This window comes from Arcobacter caeni, assembly GCF_003063245.1.
GTDB classification, from domain to species: domain Bacteria; phylum Campylobacterota; class Campylobacteria; order Campylobacterales; family Arcobacteraceae; genus Aliarcobacter; species Aliarcobacter caeni.
The window spans coordinates 1-18,138 of sequence record NZ_MUXE01000016.1 but is presented as its reverse complement, the minus strand read 5'-3'; the positions used below and the strand labels follow the sequence as shown (position 1 = coordinate 18,138).

The 18,138-nt window shown below is 26.7% G+C and carries 22 protein-coding genes; 10 read left to right on the top strand and 12 right to left on the bottom strand.

Annotated features, from left to right (window positions below; genetic code table 11):
• Position 1 precedes the first annotated feature (1 nt).
• The 11 genes from lptC to B0174_RS10045 form a co-directional block, all read right to left on the bottom strand.
• Positions 2-535 carry an LPS export ABC transporter periplasmic protein LptC gene (gene lptC, locus B0174_RS10095; RefSeq protein ID WP_108560316.1) on the bottom strand — a complete coding sequence of 178 codons (534 nt, stop codon included), beginning with the start codon at positions 533-535 and terminating at the stop codon, positions 2-4.
• Positions 526-1,023 (bottom strand): KdsC family phosphatase, encoded by a 498-nt coding sequence (locus B0174_RS10090; RefSeq protein ID WP_108560313.1) that lies wholly within the window; start codon positions 1,021-1,023, stop codon positions 526-528. The genes lptC and B0174_RS10090 overlap by 10 nt, the downstream gene beginning before the upstream one ends.
• Positions 1,020-1,592 carry an imidazoleglycerol-phosphate dehydratase HisB gene (gene hisB, locus B0174_RS10085; protein WP_108560309.1) on the bottom strand — a complete coding sequence of 191 codons (573 nt, stop codon included), beginning with the start codon at positions 1,590-1,592 and terminating at the stop codon, positions 1,020-1,022. Before hisB ends, B0174_RS10090 begins: the two co-directional genes overlap by 4 nt.
• A gap of 9 nt (positions 1,593-1,601) precedes the next feature.
• Entirely contained in the window at positions 1,602-2,594 is a 993-nt protein-coding gene (locus B0174_RS10080; protein WP_108560306.1) for a septal ring lytic transglycosylase RlpA family protein, read from the bottom strand.
• Entirely contained in the window at positions 2,578-3,837 is a 1,260-nt protein-coding gene (locus B0174_RS10075) for a transglycosylase SLT domain-containing protein (RefSeq protein WP_108560303.1), read from the bottom strand. Before B0174_RS10075 ends, B0174_RS10080 begins: the two co-directional genes overlap by 17 nt.
• 36 nt (positions 3,838-3,873) lie before the next feature.
• Positions 3,874-4,662 carry a TatD family hydrolase gene (locus B0174_RS10070; protein WP_108560300.1) on the bottom strand — a complete coding sequence of 263 codons (789 nt, stop codon included), beginning with the start codon at positions 4,660-4,662 and terminating at the stop codon, positions 3,874-3,876.
• A complete protein-coding gene (locus B0174_RS10065) occupies positions 4,659-4,967 on the bottom strand; it encodes a hypothetical protein (RefSeq protein ID WP_108560297.1) in 309 nt (102 codons plus the stop codon). Before B0174_RS10065 ends, B0174_RS10070 begins: the two co-directional genes overlap by 4 nt.
• A gap of 62 nt (positions 4,968-5,029) precedes the next feature.
• Entirely contained in the window at positions 5,030-6,358 is a 1,329-nt protein-coding gene (gene hslU, locus B0174_RS10060; RefSeq protein WP_108560294.1) for an ATP-dependent protease ATPase subunit HslU, read from the bottom strand.
• Between the two features lie 6 nt (positions 6,359-6,364).
• Complete coding sequence (hslV, locus tag B0174_RS10055) at positions 6,365-6,901, bottom strand: ATP-dependent protease subunit HslV (RefSeq protein ID WP_108560290.1); 537 nt, start codon at positions 6,899-6,901, stop codon at positions 6,365-6,367.
• Positions 6,902-6,905: 4 nt separating this feature from the next.
• Complete coding sequence (gene rplI / locus B0174_RS10050) at positions 6,906-7,352, bottom strand: 50S ribosomal protein L9 (RefSeq protein ID WP_108560286.1); 447 nt, start codon at positions 7,350-7,352, stop codon at positions 6,906-6,908.
• 71 nt (positions 7,353-7,423) lie between these two features.
• A complete protein-coding gene (locus tag B0174_RS10045) occupies positions 7,424-8,059 on the bottom strand; it encodes a recombinase family protein (RefSeq protein ID WP_108560283.1) in 636 nt (211 codons plus the stop codon).
• Between the two features lie 211 nt (positions 8,060-8,270).
• Between B0174_RS10045 and B0174_RS10040 the strand changes: the two genes are divergently transcribed.
• Genes B0174_RS10040 through B0174_RS10010 form a run of 7 tightly spaced genes read left to right on the top strand, consistent with a single transcriptional unit; the run spans position 8,271 to position 14,388 of the window.
• Complete coding sequence (locus B0174_RS10040; RefSeq protein WP_108560281.1) at positions 8,271-8,825, top strand: UbiX family flavin prenyltransferase; 555 nt, start codon at positions 8,271-8,273, stop codon at positions 8,823-8,825.
• 2 nt (positions 8,826-8,827) lie between these two features.
• Complete coding sequence (coaD, locus tag B0174_RS10035; RefSeq protein ID WP_108560278.1) at positions 8,828-9,313, top strand: pantetheine-phosphate adenylyltransferase; 486 nt, start codon at positions 8,828-8,830, stop codon at positions 9,311-9,313.
• The gene (gene tmk / locus B0174_RS10030) at positions 9,304-9,873 is read left to right on the top strand and encodes a dTMP kinase (RefSeq protein ID WP_108560275.1); all 570 of its coding nucleotides are present in this window, start codon (positions 9,304-9,306) and stop codon (positions 9,871-9,873) included. The genes coaD and tmk overlap by 10 nt, the downstream gene beginning before the upstream one ends.
• The gene (gene hisS / locus B0174_RS10025; RefSeq protein ID WP_108560273.1) at positions 9,863-11,104 is read left to right on the top strand and encodes a histidine--tRNA ligase; all 1,242 of its coding nucleotides are present in this window, start codon (positions 9,863-9,865) and stop codon (positions 11,102-11,104) included. Before tmk ends, hisS begins: the two co-directional genes overlap by 11 nt.
• A gap of 2 nt (positions 11,105-11,106) precedes the next feature.
• Positions 11,107-12,912 carry a biosynthetic arginine decarboxylase gene (gene speA, locus B0174_RS10020; protein WP_108560271.1) on the top strand — a complete coding sequence of 602 codons (1,806 nt, stop codon included), beginning with the start codon at positions 11,107-11,109 and terminating at the stop codon, positions 12,910-12,912.
• Complete coding sequence (gene cysE / locus B0174_RS10015) at positions 12,905-13,657, top strand: serine O-acetyltransferase (protein WP_108560269.1); 753 nt, start codon at positions 12,905-12,907, stop codon at positions 13,655-13,657. Before speA ends, cysE begins: the two co-directional genes overlap by 8 nt.
• Complete coding sequence (locus B0174_RS10010; RefSeq protein WP_108560267.1) at positions 13,654-14,388, top strand: sulfite exporter TauE/SafE family protein; 735 nt, start codon at positions 13,654-13,656, stop codon at positions 14,386-14,388. The genes cysE and B0174_RS10010 overlap by 4 nt, the downstream gene beginning before the upstream one ends.
• On the opposite strand, the gene B0174_RS10005 is transcribed toward B0174_RS10010, so the two are convergent.
• Positions 14,385-15,629, bottom strand: coding sequence for a DEAD/DEAH box helicase (locus tag B0174_RS10005; RefSeq protein ID WP_108560265.1), 1,245 nt, complete (start codon positions 15,627-15,629; stop codon positions 14,385-14,387). The genes B0174_RS10010 and B0174_RS10005 overlap by 4 nt on opposite strands.
• Positions 15,630-15,928: 299 nt before the next feature.
• Between B0174_RS10005 and B0174_RS10000 the strand changes: the two genes are divergently transcribed.
• The 3 genes from B0174_RS10000 (at position 15,929) to B0174_RS09990 (ending at position 18,008) form a co-directional block, all read left to right on the top strand.
• Positions 15,929-16,807, top strand: coding sequence for an ATP-grasp domain-containing protein (locus B0174_RS10000; protein ID WP_165790415.1), 879 nt, complete (start codon positions 15,929-15,931; stop codon positions 16,805-16,807).
• 155 nt (positions 16,808-16,962) lie between these two features.
• Positions 16,963-17,502: a hypothetical protein gene (locus B0174_RS09995; protein ID WP_228156451.1), complete on the top strand. Its 540-nt coding sequence runs from the start codon at positions 16,963-16,965 to the stop codon at positions 17,500-17,502.
• Positions 17,499-18,008, top strand: a complete 510-nt coding sequence (locus tag B0174_RS09990) for a ClbS/DfsB family four-helix bundle protein (RefSeq protein ID WP_108560261.1) — start codon at positions 17,499-17,501, stop codon at positions 18,006-18,008. The genes B0174_RS09995 and B0174_RS09990 overlap by 4 nt, the downstream gene beginning before the upstream one ends.
• The last annotated feature ends 130 nt before the right edge of the window (positions 18,009-18,138 follow it).

Sequence of the window (18,138 nt, the reverse complement as noted above, 5' to 3'; positions counted from 1 at the left end):
TTTAGTTTTTCTTAATAACATCTATTTCAAAATGTGTATTATTCGCTTTTACAAAATCATTATTTACATCTAAATAAATAGTATCACCCTTTAAAAAATGTTTATTATACACAGCATCAAATGGTTTAGTATTTGTTGCGATTTTTGTAATATCATTATAAAAAAGTTCATTTGTGTTTAACTTCATAAAATCATCTCTTGTATATTTTACATTATCTATTAAAGTATACTCATTACCATTTTTTATTATTAGCTTTGCTTTTAATTTTTCACTTTTAAAATCTTTTGTTTCATCTGTATTTTTTAAAATAATATCAGCATTATACATTTCATCTCTATCTTTGTATTTTATAGCATGTGTTGCATAAACAATTCTATTTATACTTTCTTCATTAATTGTGTACATAAATGATGATTCAAATATAACCAATGGCATATCTTTATCAAGTTCATCTTTTTTAATATTTTCAACTGGAACAAAATAATATCCTACAGATAAAATTAAAAGTAAAAAAGTAAATATTTTTATAGCCATGCTTTTAAAAATTCCTCTTCAAGTCCATCTTCTTTGAAAATGTATTCTAACATTTCTCGCACAGCTCCATCTCCACCTTTATTTTGACACACAACATTTACAAATTCTTTTAAATAATGTGTTCCATTTGCAGGTGTGAATGAAAGACCAACTTTTTTTAGCATATTATAATCATTTAAATCATCACCAATAGCAGCCACTTGACTCCAAGATAAACCCTCTTTTTTTAAAATTTCTTCTAAAACTTCTTGTTTATTTTTTATTCCTTGATGAAGATGAGTAATATTTAACTCTTTTGCTCTTTTTTCAACAACAAAAGAACTTCGCCCCGTTATAATTGCAGCTTTTTTACCAAATTTTTTTGTCCAAACAGCAATTGCTAAGCCATCAGCAACATCAAAAGATTTTGTTTCTTCTCCACTATTTGAATAAGTTATTTTCCCATCTGTTAAAGTACCATCAACATCTAAAACAATTAATTCAATCATAAAATACCTTTTGTACTAGGAATTCCTAATCTTTCATTTTTAACTAATGCTCGTCTTAGTGCCACAGCAAATGCTTTGAAACTAGCTTCTAAAATATGATGTTTATTTCTTCCTCTATCACAAATAATATGTAAAGTAATTCCTGCATTTCCAGATACTGCGTGAAAAAACTCTTCAACTAATTCAACATCAAAATCTCCAACTTTACCACTAATATTTACTTCATAAACTAAAAAAGGTCTATTTGATAAATCTAAAGCACAAGTACTTGCAGCTTCATCCATCACAACCGTTGCATTTCCGTATCTCTCAACTGCTTGAATTGGAAAAATTGCTTTTTTCAAAGCTTGTCCTAAAACTATTCCACAATCTTCAACCGTATGGTGAGCATCAATGTGTAAATCTCCATTGCAAGATAAATCTATATCTATTCCACTATGTTTTGATAAAGCTTCTAACATATGGTCAAAAAATCCAACGCCTGTATTTATGTTTGATTTTCCAGAACCATTTATATCGATTTTACATTTGATATCTGTTTCTTTTGTTTTTCTATTTATTTCTACCATTTTTTTTTCCTAATTACCAGTAATAAGAGAACTTCCTAAACCATTTGCATTTTTAAAGCTTTGAGCTTTCTCATAAGTGTCAAATCCATTAATAAATACTTTAAAGAAAGTTTTTCCATTTGAAAGAACTTTTTTTGTATCTACTTGATTACTATTAAACTTCTTTTGATATTCATTTTTAGTTTTTATAGCTCCCGATTCTTGACTAAATGCACCAATTTGAATACTATATTTCCCAGTTGATAAAACTTTTTTATTGTTATTATTACTTATTGTAGGAGTACCTATAGGAGCAATAACTGGTCTTACTATTTTTGTTGTATTATTATTTTTATTAGTATTAACGACAGGTACAACTGGTACTTTCGTAGATACAATACGATCTTCTTTAATTTCTAAAGGATCAATAACATCAATTTTTTCATTTTTTACACTATTTGTTGTATTTTCAACATAAGGTGCATTTTTATTTTCAATCTCACCATTATATCCTAAAACAGTAATTTTTACTTGTGCTGTACCTTTTCTATACATATCGATTTCATGAGCAGCTTTGTTTGATAAATCAATAATTCTTCCTCTAACAAATGGACCTCTATCATTTATTCTTACTATTATAGATTTACCATTATCTAAATTATCTACTTTTACAACTGTATTCATTGGTAGGGTTTTATGAGCAGCTGTCATATCATACATATTATAAACTTCTCCATTTGAAGTCTTTTTTTCATGAAAATCAGGTCCATACCAAGAAGCAATTCCTTCAAATTGGTCTCCCATATTTGCCACAAATGGATAATATTTTATACCAAATACACTATATGGTCGCATAGTATATTTATGCATCTCTTTTGAGTTATTTATTTTAGAGTTTTTTGTATCTTTATAAAATTTATCATAATCTACATCATAAGATTTTTGAGAACAACCAGTAAAAAGAAAAACACTTAATAAACATAAGAACAAACTATATTTTAAATAACTACTTATAAATCTCAATTTTATCTCCTATTTTTATTAAATTTGACTTTTTATTATTGTCATTTTTTAATTTTTTTAAATCTACTTTATATTTTTTTGATATTGATTCAAAAGAATCACCTTTTTTAATAATATAAATAATTGGTTTATTAGTTTTTTTAATTTCTGTTATTTTATTTTGTTTTATATTTTCATTTTTTGTTTTCTTATTTTCTACTACTTTTGTATCAATTATATTTTCTTTGATAGGTTTGATAGTTACTATTCTTTGATTATAAAGTTCTAATTTATTTTGAGGAATATAAATATTATAAGATTTTGAATCAATTGGCAAAGTCTCTTTTTTAATATGTTTATTAAGATTTCTAAATTCATTATAATCCATATTTACAGCATTAGCTAAAGATCTAAGTTGTATACCTTTTGGTGCTTTTACTTTTTCTAATGTATATTTAGCTTTTTTATCTATACTTTTAAATAAATCTCTATTTGCAATCATAGAAAAAGCTATTAATTTTCTCATATATGTAATACTTGATTCTGCTAAATATTTATTTTCTTTATTATTTTTAACTAAATACTCTAAACTATAAGATGATTCAAATCTACTATAAACATCATATAAATTACTAAACCCTGTTTTAGTAATTCTATAATCACTAAGCATCTTTTTATAATTTCTAATGCTTGGAGTATCATTCATATTAGGATTAAGTTCTAAATATCTATCAAGTGAGGCTCTAGCAACTCCCTCAGCAACATTTCCTTCACCTGAATTATAAGCCAAAATAGCTAAATACCATTTATCTAATTTTTTATAATATTTTTTTAAATAAGAACTTGCAGCATCTGTAGATTTAATTAAATCAAGTCGTTCATCAATACTCTCATCATTTCTTAATCTTAAATTTTTTGCAGTAAGTGGCATTATTTGCCATAATCCAGCTGGGCTATTTTTCCCTCGTTCTTGATTCACAAAACTAGCTTCTAATAAAGGAATAAAAAATACGGCATCAGGAAGATTTTCATTTTGAATTTCATTTTTAACTATTTGGACATTTAAAGAAGATTTTTTCAAGAGATTATTGTAATAATTTATATTGTAACTAGAAGAGTATTCATCAAAAGTAGCTAATAAACTTTTTTCAGTAATAAAAGAACTCTCTATTCCCAAATCTTTTAAGATTTTTAAATCATCTTCAGATACATTTGCGAAAAGAGTATTTACTAAAAAAAGTAATAATATAAAAAATTTATGCAAATAATCTCCATCTTCTTGATATATCTTAAATTATATCTAAGAAAAACTAGAAAACTCTTTAAATAATTTCTTAGCATTTTTCGTTGTTAAATTTTGAACTTCTAGATCACTAATTTCGAGTATTTCAGCTATTTTGCTAGAAACAAACACCGTATAATACGGTTCATTTCTTTCACCTCGATGAGGATGTGGAGTAAGATAAGGAGCATCTGTTTCAATTAATAACTTATCTTTTGGAATTTTTGGAAGAATTTCTACTAATTTTTTTGCATTTTTAAAAGTAAGAACTCCACCTATTCCAAAATAAAAATTATGTTCAGCCAAAAGAAGTAAATGTTCACTTGCATTAAAACAGTGTAAAACTCCACCTACTTCTTTTGCATTATAATCAATCAAAATTTGTCGTGAATCATTTGAAGCTTCTCTTATATGAATAATCAAAGGTTTTTTTACTTTTTTTGCAAACTCTATTTGAGCTATAAAAACCTCTTTTTGTTTTTTTATATTTTCAGCTTTTTGAATTTCATCCTCAGGAAGTCTAAAATAATCCAAACCACATTCACCAATGGCAATACATTTTGGATGATTTACATACTTTTCCATAATAACTTCATCAAACTTATCTATATCATAAGGATGAATTCCAACTGCAAAATAAACTTCATTATATTTTTCAGCTAATGCAACAGCTTGTGGTAAATCATCAAAATCAGCACCAGGAATTAAAAAACCTTTTACATTATGATTTAAAGCATTTTGAATAACTTTATCAATATCTTCGTAATATTGTTTGTTGTCTAAATGACAATGTGTATCAATAATTATGATAAAAGCCTTTTGTTTACTAAATTAATAATATTGTTTATTTGTGAAATATCTGAATGTTTTATCCAAGCATCAATTCCAAAATTTTTAAAAGCTTCATAATCACCTTCATCATCAATAATAGCTATTGAGACAAACTTATCTTTACAAATTTTTGTTTTATTTTCTTCAAACTCAAAAATAGAATCAATATCAATGATTACAATATCAGCATCGCTTGCTGTCCCTGTTGAATGAAAATATTCAACATTAAACTCTGGATTAAATAAAGACTCATCTACTTGACAAAATGTTACAATATTCATATTACTACTCCGTGTTTTTTAATAAAAATTATTCTAGCTAAAAAGTTATTAATATATATAACTTATAAAATATATCTTGCTGTATCGATATTATCAACAATATCATCTAACTTACTAGCAACTAATTCTTTTGTTACTATTACTTTTTCGCCTTTTTTCTCATCTGCATCAAAAGATATATCTTCAATTACTTTTTCAATAACAGTATGAAGTCTTCTTGCACCTATGTCTTCAGTTTTTTCATTTGCAGTAACTGCATATTTTGCAAATGCTCTTATTGCTTCATCATCAAATTCTAATTCTACTTCTTCAACGGCTAATAGTGCTTTATATTGTTGTAAAAGAGAGTTTTTTGTATTTGTTAAAATTTTGTATAAAGCCTCTTCATCAAGAGATTCTAATTCAACTCTTAAAGGAAATCTTCCTTGAAGTTCGGGTATTAAATCACTTGGTTTTGAAACATGAAATGCACCAGCTGCTATAAATAAAATATGGTCCGTTTTTATTTGTCCAAATTTTGTTTGAACACTACTTCCCTCAACTATTGGAAGTAAATCTCTTTGAACACCCTCTTTTGATGGGTCTTGACCTTGAACTTTTTTGCTAGATGCAATTTTATCTATTTCATCTAAAAAGATAATTCCACCATTTTCACATCTTTTAAGTGCTTCTATTTTTATAGCTTCCAAATCAAGTAAAGATTCACTTGCCAATCCTCTTAATAAAATTTTTGCATCTTTTATAAATACTTCTTTTTTAATTGTTTCTTTATTTAATCCGCCTAACATTTTATTTAGACTTTCTTGCATAGAACTCATATCAAAAGGCATTGAAGAATCTAAAATCTCAATATGAGCTTTTTTAGGAATTTCAATCTCTATTTTTTTATCATCCAAAGAACCATTAAGAAGTTTTTTCTCCATAGTATTATAAGTTTTAATAAAAGACTCTTTTGCACTTTCACTAGCAGTTTCAGGAAGTGGAGGTACTAATTTTTCAATAATTTTTTTATTCACTTCATCATCAATTTTATCTTTGATTTTTTCTTCAAACTCACGAGTTACTAAATTTATTCCCTCATAAACTAAATCTCTAATCATAGATTCAACATCTCGACCTACAAATCCAACTTCTGTATATTTACTAGCTTCAACTTTTACAAAAGGTAATCCCATCATTTTTGCCATTCTTCTAGCAATTTCAGTTTTACCAACTCCTGTATTTCCAATCATCAAAATATTTTTAGGCATTATTTCTTCTTGAAGTTTTGGTTCAACTCTCATTCTTCTATATCTATTTCTTAGTGCTAGTGCAATAGTTTTTTTTGCATTATTTTGCCCAATAATATAATCATCTAAATATGCAACTATTTGTTTTGGTGTCATATCCATAATTGATTAGTCCTCTATTTTTAATATTTTAATATTTTGATTTGTATAAATGCAAAGTTCACCTGCAATCATTAAAGATTCTAGTACAACTTCTTCTTCATCTAAAGTTGAGTGTTTTACCAAAGCTCGTGCAGCTGAAATAGCAAAATTTCCACCACTTCCAATAGATGCAATCGCACCATCTTCAGGTTCAACAACATCTCCTGTTCCACTTAATATAAAAATTTTTTCTTTATTTAAAACTATCATCATAGCTTCAAGTCTTCTTAAAACTTTATCTTTTCTCCACTCTTTAGAAAAGGCTATTACAGATTTTAGTAAATCACCTTTACAAGAATTTAAATGTTCTTCAAACATATCAAAAAGATTAAAAGCATCAGCTGTACTTCCTGCAAATCCTGCAAGTATTTGGTCTTTATAAAGTGTTCTAATTTTTGTGGCATTGCCTTTTAAAATAGTATTTCCAAAAGTAACTTGACCGTCACCTCCAATTACTGCTTTATTAGCGCCTCTATATGCAAGTATCGTTGTAGCATCAAACATCTTATTACTCTGCTATTATGTCAACTTTTAAAGTTGCATGAATTGAATGTCCTAGTTTACAATCTAACTCGTAAATTCCAATAGATTTGATTTTTTTATCTAATGATATATTTTTTTTATCAAGCATAATAGAAAATTGGTCTTCTAATGTTTCTGATACTTCTTTATTTGTAACTGAACCAATTAATTGTCCATTTGCACCAACTTTATGTTTTATTGTAAGTTTAGTTGCATTTAATTTTTCAGCTAATTCTTTTGCAGCTGCTATTTCTTTTGCTTCATTTTCAGCAGCTTTTTTTTGTTCTGCTTTATATCTATTTAATACTTCAGTTGTTGCGTGTAATGCTAAACCTTTTCCAATTAAAAAGTTTTTCCCATATCCATCGGCTACTTCTTTTAATTCACCTGCTTTTCCTAAAGTTTTTACATCTTTGATTAATAATACTTTCACAATAACTCCATTCAATTTTAATTAATTTTATTTTACTATATTTTTTTTAAACCATTATAAAGATGTTCTTATCAAATAGATTGAGTGCTCTTTAGATTTATTTTTATATTTCTTTTTTTAACATAATTATTAAGTCCAATGTGATTGTTATATCCTAAAAGTTTTGATATTTTTCGCACACTTAAACCAACAGCTAAAAGTTCTTCAATTTTTCCTCTTTGTAAATCAAACTTAGATTTTTGAATAGTACCTTTTGGTTTTCCCAAAGCAATACCATTTAATTTTTTTGCTGTAAGTGCCTCTTTTGTTCTTAAGCTCATTAGCTCCTTTTCTAAACCTATAGTCATAGAAATAACACCTAAAATCATTTGAGTTAACATATCTTGATCATCTATTAAATCCAGATTTTGTTCAACAATAATAATTCTAATTTTATTTGTTAGTAAGAATCTTACTATTTCTAAAATAGTCTCAATTGTCCTTCCAAAAACATTTAAACTTGAAACTATAATAGTTGAATTCATTTCACAATTTTTCAGAAGATCCAAGATGTTTTTTTCTTCAACTGGAGTGCTTATATTTATTTCAATATTTTTAAAATCTGTAATATTATTTTTGGCTAAATAATTCTCAACTAAAGCTCTTTGTTCAAGTGTATATTTCTGATTATTTTCATTATTTCTGATGTAAGTAAAAATTTTTGACATATTTAAATCCTTTTACATTAAGTATATTAAATATTCTTAAAATTAACATAATGTTAAATTTAGTAGATATAATATTTATACAAAATGTTATCATTTTAAATATTAATCTAAACTTATAAATCCTAATAAAAAGCCCTGTTTTCAAGGTAATTGAATTAAAAGTCTTTTTTTGCTATTATCATTTTACATATACTAAAACTAAAGGTTTTTCTTGAAAATAACTGTTGCAATTTCAGGGGCAAGTGGCTCAAATCTTGGTGTTAATTTTGTAAAAAAATTACCAAAAGAGATTGAAGTTTTTGTTATATTCTCAAAAAGTGCAAAAATTGCTTTAAAACTTGAAAATCAACTCTCTACAAAAGAAATATTCACCGATTATCCAAATGTAACCATTTTTAAAGACTCAAACATAGGTGCAAGTATTGCATCTGGTTCATTTAAGGTCGATAAAATGATTATTCTTCCTTGTTCAATGAATACTTTAGCAAAATGTGCTGTAGGAATTTCAGATTCTTTAATAACAAGAGCTTTTACAGTGATGTTAAAAGAAAAAAGAGAAATTATATTAGCACCTAGAGAAATGCCTTTAAATAGTATTACTTTAGAAAATATGCTTAAATTATCCAACTTAGGAGTTGTAATTGCACCTCCAATTTTAGGGTTTTATAGTGCGCAACAAAGTTTAGAAGATATGGAAAACTTTTTAATAGGTAAATGGTTAGATTTACTTAAAATTGATAATAATTTATATAAAAGATGGGAATAAATATGCCAAATAATGATATTAATTCATATAGAAAAGCCATTTATAGTGGGACTTTTGACCCAATTACAAATGGTCATTTAGATATTATAAAACGAGCAGCAAATATTTTTGATGAAGTTATAATTGCTGTTGCAAAAAGTGAATTAAAAAAACCAATGTTCACTCATGAACAAAGAGTTGACTTCGCAAAAGCAGCAACTGATGGTATTGAGGGTGTTACTGTTTTAGGATTTGATACTTTACTTGTTGATTTAGCAGTTGATTTAAAAATTAATACAATTATTAGAGGGTTAAGAGCAGTATCTGATTTTGAATTTGAACTACAAATGGGATATGCCAACTCTTCAATAAATAAAAAAATAGAGACTTTATATCTTATGCCAACTTTAGAAAATGCCTTTGTAAGTTCTACAATTGTAAGGGAAATCATAAGATTTAATGGAAAATTTCAACATTTAATTCCTGAAAAAGTTTTAAAATGTATGTAGTAATTGAAGGAATTGATACAGCTGGCAAATCAACTCAATTAGAACTTCTAAAAGAAAAATTACCTTATGCAATTTTTACAAAAGAACCAGGTGGAACACCACTTGGTATAAAGTTAAGAACTATGGCACTTAATGGTGAAGCTAAATCAAAAATAGCAGAAATGTTTCTTTTTATGGCCGATAGAGCTGAACATATTGAAGAAGTTATAAAGAAGTATAAGAACGATACAATTATCTCTGATAGGTCTATGATTTCAGGTATTGCTTATGCTTCTGCTTTAAGTATTGATGAACTAATTAATTTAAATCTAATTGCAACTAATAATACTTTACCAAGTCATGTAATTTTACTTGAATTAACTCCAAATGAATTAAAATTTAGATTATCTCAAAAAGAGAATGATTCAATAGAATTAAGAGGAATTGATTATCTAATAAATATTCAAAATAGAATGAAAGAAACAATTAAAAGATTAAATATAAATCATATTATCATTGATGCTAGTTTAAAAATAGAAGAAATAGAAAAGAAAATTGAGGATTTTATAAATGGCGAATAATGAAACTAAAAATGTTAAGACAATACAAAGCTTAAGAGGAATGAAAGATATTGTAAATGAAGAGAGTTCTTTATTTACCTATTTTATTGAAAATGCATCAAAAATTGCTAAGAATTATGGGTTTTCGTACATTGAAACACCCCTATTAGAAGAAACAGCTTTATTTAAAAGAAGTGTTGGAGAAAGTTCTGATATTGTAAATAAAGAGATGTATCAATTTATTGACAAAGGTGAAAATGATGTTTGTTTAAGACCTGAGGGAACAGCTGGAGTTGTAAGACATTTTGTTGAAAAAAAACTTGACCGTGCTGGTGGAAACTATAAATGGTATTATTATGGTCCTATGTTCAGATATGAAAGACCTCAAAAAGGAAGACTTAGAGAATTTCACCAATTTGGTTGTGAAGTATTTGGTATAGATTCAGTTTTTGAAGATGCAAATATAATTATTATGATAAAAGAAATTCTTGATTTTTTTGGAATTGGATTTACTTTAAAACTAAATTCTTTAGGTTGTAATATTTGTATGCCTCCGTACAAAGAAAATCTAGTTAAGCATTTAACAAATTTTAAAGAAAAACTTTGTGAAGATTGCAATAGAAGGATTTTAACTAATCCAATAAGAGTTTTAGATTGTAAAAATGAAAACTGTCAATTATTATTATACAATGCTCCAAAAATCACAACAAGTTTATGTGATTCATGTGATACAGATTTTGAAAAATTAAAAGAAATTTTAAATTTTAATAACATCAAATATGAAGTAGATTCAAACTTAGTTAGAGGATTAGATTATTATAACAAAACTGCATTTGAATTTGTGAGTAATGAAATTGGCGCACAAAGTGCAATTGCAGGTGGTGGAAGATATGATAGGTTAGTTGAATTTTTAGGTGGAAAACCAACTAGTGGTATTGGATTTGCAATAGGAATTGAAAGATTATTAGAACTTGTAAAAATGCCACAATGTAATCAAGATATTGTATATGTAGGAGCTTTAGACGAAAATTCTTTAAATACTATGTTAAAAGTTGCAAATCAAAAGAGAAAAACAACTAAAACTTTTGTAGAATACGCACCTAGAAGTTTCGGAAAACACTTTGGAATAGCTGAAAAATTGGGAGCAACTATTGTTGCACTAATTGGTGAAAATGAATTAAAAAATGGAACTATTTATATTAAAGATTTAAAAACAAAAGAAGAAAAAAATTTAAAATTAGAGGATTTTTAAAAGTGGGTAATTACGGTATTGACATCTGGAGTGATGATAATTTTATAATTGAAGATGGACTTGCAAAAATAAACTTTAACTGCAAACCATCACTGATTTCTATAGTTAAAGATATAAGAAAACAAGATTTTAAAGGTCCTTTACTTTTAAGATTCCCCCATATAACAAAAAAGCAGATAAATACCTTATACAATACTTTTAATGCAAGTATCAAAGAGTATGATTATAAGGGAACTTTTAATGCTGTTTTCCCTTTAAAAGTAAATCAACTTCCTAACTTTATCCATCCACTTATTACAGAGGGTAAAAAGTTTAACTATGGACTTGAAGCTGGAAGTAAAGCAGAACTTGTAATTGCTATGACTTATAACAATGTAGGTTCTCCAATAACGGTAAATGGATTTAAAGATAAAGAGATGATTCACTTAGGTTTTATTGCAAAAAGTATGGGTCATAATATAACAATAATTATTGAGGGTTTAAACGAACTGGAAATAATTATAGAGGTTTTAAATGAAACCAAAATGGAGTGTCCTAATATAGGGTTAAGAGTTAGACTTCATAGTGGTGGAAGTGGCTTATGGGCAAAAAGTGGAGGTATAAATTCTAAATTTGGTTTAACATCAACAGAGATTCTTGAAGCTTATGAATTAATGGAAGATAATAATCTGGTTAAGCATTTAACAATGATTCATTTCCATATTGGTTCTGCTATGAACTCAATCAAACCTTTGAAAAAAGCATTAAGGGAAGCTGGTCATATTTATGCTGAACTTAAAAATCTAGGTGCAACAAATCTTGACTCTATAAATATTGGTGGTGGATTAGCTGTTGAATACAATGCTTATGAAAGAACAAGATTTTATTCTTTAACAGAATTTGCAAATGATGTTATATTTACACTAAAAGATATTGCACGACAAAAAGGTGTTGATGAACCAAATATTTTTACAGAATCAGGAAGATTTATTAGTGCAGCGTCAACTGTTTTAATAGCACCTGTTCTTGAATTATTTTCAGCAGAATATGATTTTGACCATCTAAAACTTAAACCTATAAACCCTCCTTTAATTCAAGAATTAAATGATTTACATAGAGATATGTCAAAAAGAACTGCTTATGAATATATGCACGATAGTATTGATCATATGGAATCTTTATTAACACTATTTGATTTAGGATATATTGATTTACAAGATAGATCAAATGCTGAAATTTTAACTCACCAAGTTATAAAAAAAGCTATTTCTTTACTTGAAATAGATGATTATGAAGAGTTAAAAAAACTTGATGAAAATATTCAAGAAAAATATTTATTAAATTTTTCTTTATTTCAATCACTTCCTGATTATTGGGGGATTGATCAAGAATTTCCAATTATGCCAATAACTCATCTTGATAAAAAACCTACAAGAAGTGCATCTTTATGGGATATTACTTGTGATAGTGATGGAGAATTACCATTTGATTTGAAAAAACCACTTTATTTACATGATGTAAATTTAAATAAAGAAGATTATTTTATTGGATTCTTTAATGTTGGTGCTTATCAAGATACTTTAGGAATGAAACATAATCTATTTTCACATCCAACAGAGGTAAATATTGTATTTAAAAACGGTGAAGTTGTATTAGAAAAAATTTTAGAATCACAAAAAATCATAGATATATTAGAAGATATTGACTACGATACAAATGATATAAGAGCAAGATTAAGAAAAAATTTAAATGACCATAACTACAAAGATATGGAGAAATATCTAAATGAAAACAGTTATTTAAAAACTATTTGGAGTTATCATGAGTAATGAAGAAGTACCAGAAGAAAAAATATCATTTTGGGCACAATTAAAAGAAGATTTTAATGTACCAAAAAATAATGACCCTGCACTTGATAATAACTTAGAATTATTTTTTAATTATCCTGGTGTTTGGGCAATTATTAACTATAGGTTTGCAAATAAACTTTATTATAAAGGTTGGAAAAAATTATCTAGAGTTATTAATGGAATATCTAGTTTTTTAACAAAAACAGATATTCATCCAGCTTGTACAATAGGAAGAAGAGTTTTTATAGATCATGCTATTGGTGTGGTTATTGGTGCAACGGCAATCGTTGAAGATGATGTTTTGATTTATCAAGGTGTAACTCTTGGTGGAGTTAGTTTAAATAAAGGAAAAAGACATCCAACTGTTAGATCAAATACTGTTATTGGAAGTGGAGCAAAAATTTTAGGGAATATAACTATTGGTAAAAACTCTAAAATAGGAGCAAATTCTGTTGTTGTTTGCGATGTTCCTGATAATTCAACTGCTGTTGGAGTTCCTGCAAAAATCATAAAAAGAGATAATAAAAATTGTAAAATGGCACATGGCGATTTACCTGATATTAATAAAGAAATGTTCAAATATTTGCTAGAAAGAATTCATGTTGTTGAAGTTGCGTTAAAAGAAGAAGATGGTATTGATGTAAGTATAAAAGACAAAAAACTTGAAGAGGAATATAACAATTTTATAGAAGCTATGAATTCTATAAATAGGAAAGATTCATGAGTTTAGAACTAGCACTTTTTGGAATAATTACAGGTTTTAGTTCTGGTTTTTTTGGAATTGGTGGAGGAACAATATTAGTTCCTTTACTTTTAGCAACTGGTTTTGTAATGAAAGAAGCGGTTGCAATATCAATCATGCAAATGGTTTTCTCTTCAGTTTATGGTTCTTTTTTAAATGCAAAAAGAGCTAAAGATGTTATTAAAGATGGAGTTATTTTAGGAATTGGTGGTTCAATTGGTGGATTACTAAGTGGATATTTTGTACCAAATGTTTCAAATGAATTTTTACAATATCTTTTTATAGCTATTCTTATATTTACAATAATCAGAATTTTTTATTCACCTGCTATTCAAACTGAAAATGTTCAAATAAGAAATACATATATTTTAATATTAATAGGTGCTGTTATTGGTGTTTTAGCTATGAGTATTGGTGTTGGTGGTTCTATTTTATTAACGCCTATCTTAGTTGGTTATTTAAGATATGACTTAAAAGCTGCAACTGCTTTGGGACTATTTTTTGTAATTTTTTCTTCAGTTGCTGGATTTATATCAACTTCATATCAAGGTCAAATGTTATTTGTTGAGGGTGCAACAGTAGGTATTGGTTCACTTATTGGAGTATATTTTGGAATAAAAGTTAAAGATATGGTAAAAGCAACTTCTTACAAAAATTATATTCTACTTTTAAATGTAGTTGTTTTAGCTATCATGCTTTATAAGACTATCTAGTCTTTTAAAGCATTTTCCCTTAATTTATCTTTTTTACTTTTTCTTACACCTTTTACAGGTTCATTTCCTTTTTCTTTTTTTATTGGTATTCCTGTGAGTTCAAAACCAATTATTTGCTCTTTTTCTAGTTTAATATCGCATCTTTTTTCTATTAATGAAAAATGTTCAAAATCTTCTAAACCTATAAAAGAAATAGCATCTCCACTTTTACCAGCTCTTCCAGTTCTTCCTATTCTATGAATATAATCAGCTGCTGCTCTTGGTAAATCAAAATTTATTACACATGAAATATCATCTATATGAAGTCCTCGTGCTGCAATATCTGTTGCAAATAAAATCTTTATTTTTTTATTTTTAAAATCTTCTAAAGTATCATTTCTTTCTTCTTGAAGTAAATCACCATGAAAAGATTCTGCATTTAATCCATATTTTCTAAACTTAGAAGCGATATTGTCACAAGAGCGTTTATTAGCCATAAAAACAAGTATTTGTTCCCAAGAGTTGTTTTGTATTAGATTTCGTAAAAGTGCGCTTCTATTCTCTTTATTTACTTCTATTACCCTTTGATTTATAGTTTGAACTATTTGCGTTTCATCTTCTATAAAAATCTCCAAAGCTGTTATTGTAATTTTTGCAGCAATATTTAACATTTTTTGTGGATAAGTAGCTGAAAATAGTAAATTTTGTCTTTTTAAAGGAAGAGCTTTTAAAAGTAATTCTAGTTCTTCTTCAAATCCTAAATCAAGCATTTTATCTGCTTCATCCAAAACAAAAAATTCAAGATTTGATAAATTCATCTGTTTTTTATCAAGTATATCAAGTAATCTTCCCGTAGTTGCAACAACAATATCACAACCTTTTTGAATATCTAAAAGCTGTTGAGTAAGACTTTCTCCACCTATTACACTTACAATTTTAGGTTTATTTTCAAAATATTTAGAAAAATCACTAAAAGCCTTTGATACTTGAAGAGCTAATTCTCTCGTTGGTGTTAAAACCAAAGTTGATATTTTTGCTTTTCCTTTATGTTCTTTATCTTCTTCTTTATTTAATAATAGTTGTAAAATTGGTAAAACAAAACTTGCTGTTTTTCCACTACCAGTTTGGGCTTTTGCCATAATATCTTTATTTTCAAGAACCAAGGGAATTACTCTTTCTTGGATAATTGTTGGATTTTTATAAGCATTCTCATCAAGTGCTTTATATATTTTTTGACTAAGACCTAAATTCGAAAATGGCATAAATATCCTTTAATTGCTTGTTTGATTGGGGTATTTTATGATTATTTGCCTTTATTAAGCCCCATAATTACAAATAAATTATAAAAATATGTAATTAATACTATTTACGCTAACCTCAAACAACTCTAGATAGTTTTTTTAAGTAAAATAAACTATCTAATAATACGAAAACCGTAAAAAAAGGATAAGTCATCTCACTTATAAAAATAAATAAATCAATAGAAATTGTTATAGAACCCTCACTTGCTGACTCAAAAAATATTGGAATAAAACTAGATGAAAATCTAATTTTAGAAATCTTGTCAAAAAGCTATGAAAAAGTTATTGTAACTATTATAAAAAATGAAGATGATTTAAAATCTTTAGTAAAAAGAAAACCTGATTTAGTATTTTCAGATATAAAATATTTTAATTTTTCAAACCAAGAAATCTGGCTTTCAGACTATTTAGAAAAAAACAAAATCCACTATATTACTTCAAATAAAGAAGCATTAAATAATGAATATGATAAAAATAATGCAAAACTTCTTGTAAAAAAAGAAAACATAAATACAGCAAAATTTTTCACTACTCAACCAGATGAACATGAAATAGAAAGTTCACTTCCTGTAACTTTCCCTTTATTTCTTAAACCAGTATCGGGAGAAGATAGTCAAGGTATAACTCCTGAATCTGTTGTTTTTGACTTCAAAAAATATCAAGCAAAAGTTTTGGATATTTATAACACTCAAAAATCTCGTACTTTAGTAGAAAATTATCTATCAGGAAAAGAATATAGTGTAAGTATTTTAGAAAATAAATCAAAAAATATTTTAATGATTCTACCTATTGAAATTGTTGCTGCAAAAAATAGAAATGGACATCGTGTTTTAGATTGTGAAAATAAACAAAATATTTTAGAAGAAATAAATATTGTAAGTGATAAAAAAATCTATAAAGAACTTTGTAATATCGCAATAAACTCATTTAGAGCTTTAGGTGGGAAAACTATGGGAAAAATTGATATAAAAACAAGCTTCAATGGAATCTTACATTTTGTGGAAGCAAATTTAGTGCCCGAACTAAATGAAGGATATTTTTATAAATCTTTTTTACTCAATGAAAATATGGATTATGAACAAATGATTTTAAGAATTGTTGATGCAGGGATTATTTTGCCTGAGGAAGTTGAGAGTTAAGTATATTAAAGTATCTTTATAGTTAAACCAAAAATTCATACAGTTTATAAATACAAAAATTTTAATTTTAGTCTGCATACTATATAATCCAAAAAAATTTAATCTATAAAAAAGGTATTCAAATAGAAAATTCAAAAGTAAAAATAAGCATTTTAGTGATTGCATCACTTATTATAGGAATTATTATTTTATTCTTTATTCCACAAACCCACGATTATGTTGTAAGTTCATTTTTTCAAATATTATTTGGCTCAATTTGGACTTATGAAGCTTTATTAACTTCGTATAATATTCCATTATGGGTATTATTAGTTATTTCAATTTTAGCACTTATTACGATAATTAGGTTTCTTATTAGTTTCCAAAATAATGAAAAACCTGCTTATCTTTCATATAAAGAAGATTTTATCTATGAAGCAAAATGGAGATGGAAATGGACAAAAGATCAAATAACAAATGTTCAATGTTACTGCCCTACTTGCGATTCAGTATTGGTTTATGATGACAGTTCTTGTAGTACAAGATATACGGATGTTGCAAAAACAGATTTTATTTGTGAAAATTGTAAATCGCAAATCATAACAAGTATTCACGGTGGAAATAACACTTATGCAATAAATGCAGTAAAACGAGAAATTCAAAGACGAATTAGAACAAATGAATACAAAACGAGTCTAAATAAAGAGACTTTATGACTTCAGTACCTCAAAATAAACAAGAATTACTTCAATCTATACAAAAAGCATATAAAAATATCTTAGCTGATTATTCAACTCTTTCGGAAGAATCTTCTAGAGTATTAAACATTGAAGGAAATATAAAAGGAACAATGATTAGTGTATGTGATACTTTGGCTTATCTTATTGGTTGGGGGAAACTTGTTCTAAAATGGTATGATAGAAAATCTGCTGGATTGGAAGTAATATTTCCAGAAAATAACTATAAATGGAATGAATTAGGGAAATTAGCCCAAAACTTCCATTTTGAATATGCTAGTTGGTCTTACTCAAATTTAATTAATGAATTCAAAGAAATTATCAATAAAATTATAACATTGATAGAAAATTTATCTAATTCTGAACTTTATGAAAAAGATTGGTATGAAAAATATACTTTAGGTCGAATGATTCAATTTAATACATCCTCTCCAATGAAAAATATGCGTACAAAAATAAGAAAATTTAAAAAAGCTAAACTCTAAATTGAGACTGTAAAATAAACTGTGTAAACCCACCAGTTACCCTTTAATTACTTAGTATATTTTGACACAATTTCACTGAAAAATATACTAAGTTGAGGGTAAATTTCAAACCAATTTCTAACACTAGACA

What these genes read in the sequence shown, in the direction of transcription:
- B0174_RS10010 (WP_108560267.1), top strand. Translation starts at nt 13,654, where the DNA reads ATGAGTTTAGAACTAGCACTTTTTGGAATAATTACAGGTTTTAGTTCT.
- lptC (WP_108560316.1), bottom strand. Translation starts at nt 535, where the DNA reads ATGGCTATAAAAATATTTACTTTTTTACTTTTAATTTTATCTGTAGGA.
- B0174_RS10045 (WP_108560283.1), bottom strand. Translation starts at nt 8,059, where the DNA reads ATGTCAAAAATTTTTACTTACATCAGAAATAATGAAAATAATCAGAAA.
- hisB (WP_108560309.1), bottom strand. Translation starts at nt 1,592, where the DNA reads ATGGTAGAAATAAATAGAAAAACAAAAGAAACAGATATCAAATGTAAA.
- cysE (WP_108560269.1), top strand. Translation starts at nt 12,905, where the DNA reads ATGAGTAATGAAGAAGTACCAGAAGAAAAAATATCATTTTGGGCACAA.
- hslU (WP_108560294.1), bottom strand. Translation starts at nt 6,358, where the DNA reads ATGGATATGACACCAAAACAAATAGTTGCATATTTAGATGATTATATT.
- hisS (WP_108560273.1), top strand. Translation starts at nt 9,863, where the DNA reads ATGGCGAATAATGAAACTAAAAATGTTAAGACAATACAAAGCTTAAGA.
- hslV (WP_108560290.1), bottom strand. Translation starts at nt 6,901, where the DNA reads ATGTTTGATGCTACAACGATACTTGCATATAGAGGCGCTAATAAAGCA.
- B0174_RS10005 (WP_108560265.1), bottom strand. Translation starts at nt 15,629, where the DNA reads ATGCCATTTTCGAATTTAGGTCTTAGTCAAAAAATATATAAAGCACTT.
- B0174_RS10065 (WP_108560297.1), bottom strand. Translation starts at nt 4,967, where the DNA reads ATGAATATTGTAACATTTTGTCAAGTAGATGAGTCTTTATTTAATCCA.
- coaD (WP_108560278.1), top strand. Translation starts at nt 8,828, where the DNA reads ATGCCAAATAATGATATTAATTCATATAGAAAAGCCATTTATAGTGGG.
- tmk (WP_108560275.1), top strand. Translation starts at nt 9,304, where the DNA reads ATGTATGTAGTAATTGAAGGAATTGATACAGCTGGCAAATCAACTCAA.
- B0174_RS10090 (WP_108560313.1), bottom strand. Translation starts at nt 1,023, where the DNA reads ATGATTGAATTAATTGTTTTAGATGTTGATGGTACTTTAACAGATGGG.
- B0174_RS09990 (WP_108560261.1), top strand. Translation starts at nt 17,499, where the DNA reads ATGACTTCAGTACCTCAAAATAAACAAGAATTACTTCAATCTATACAA.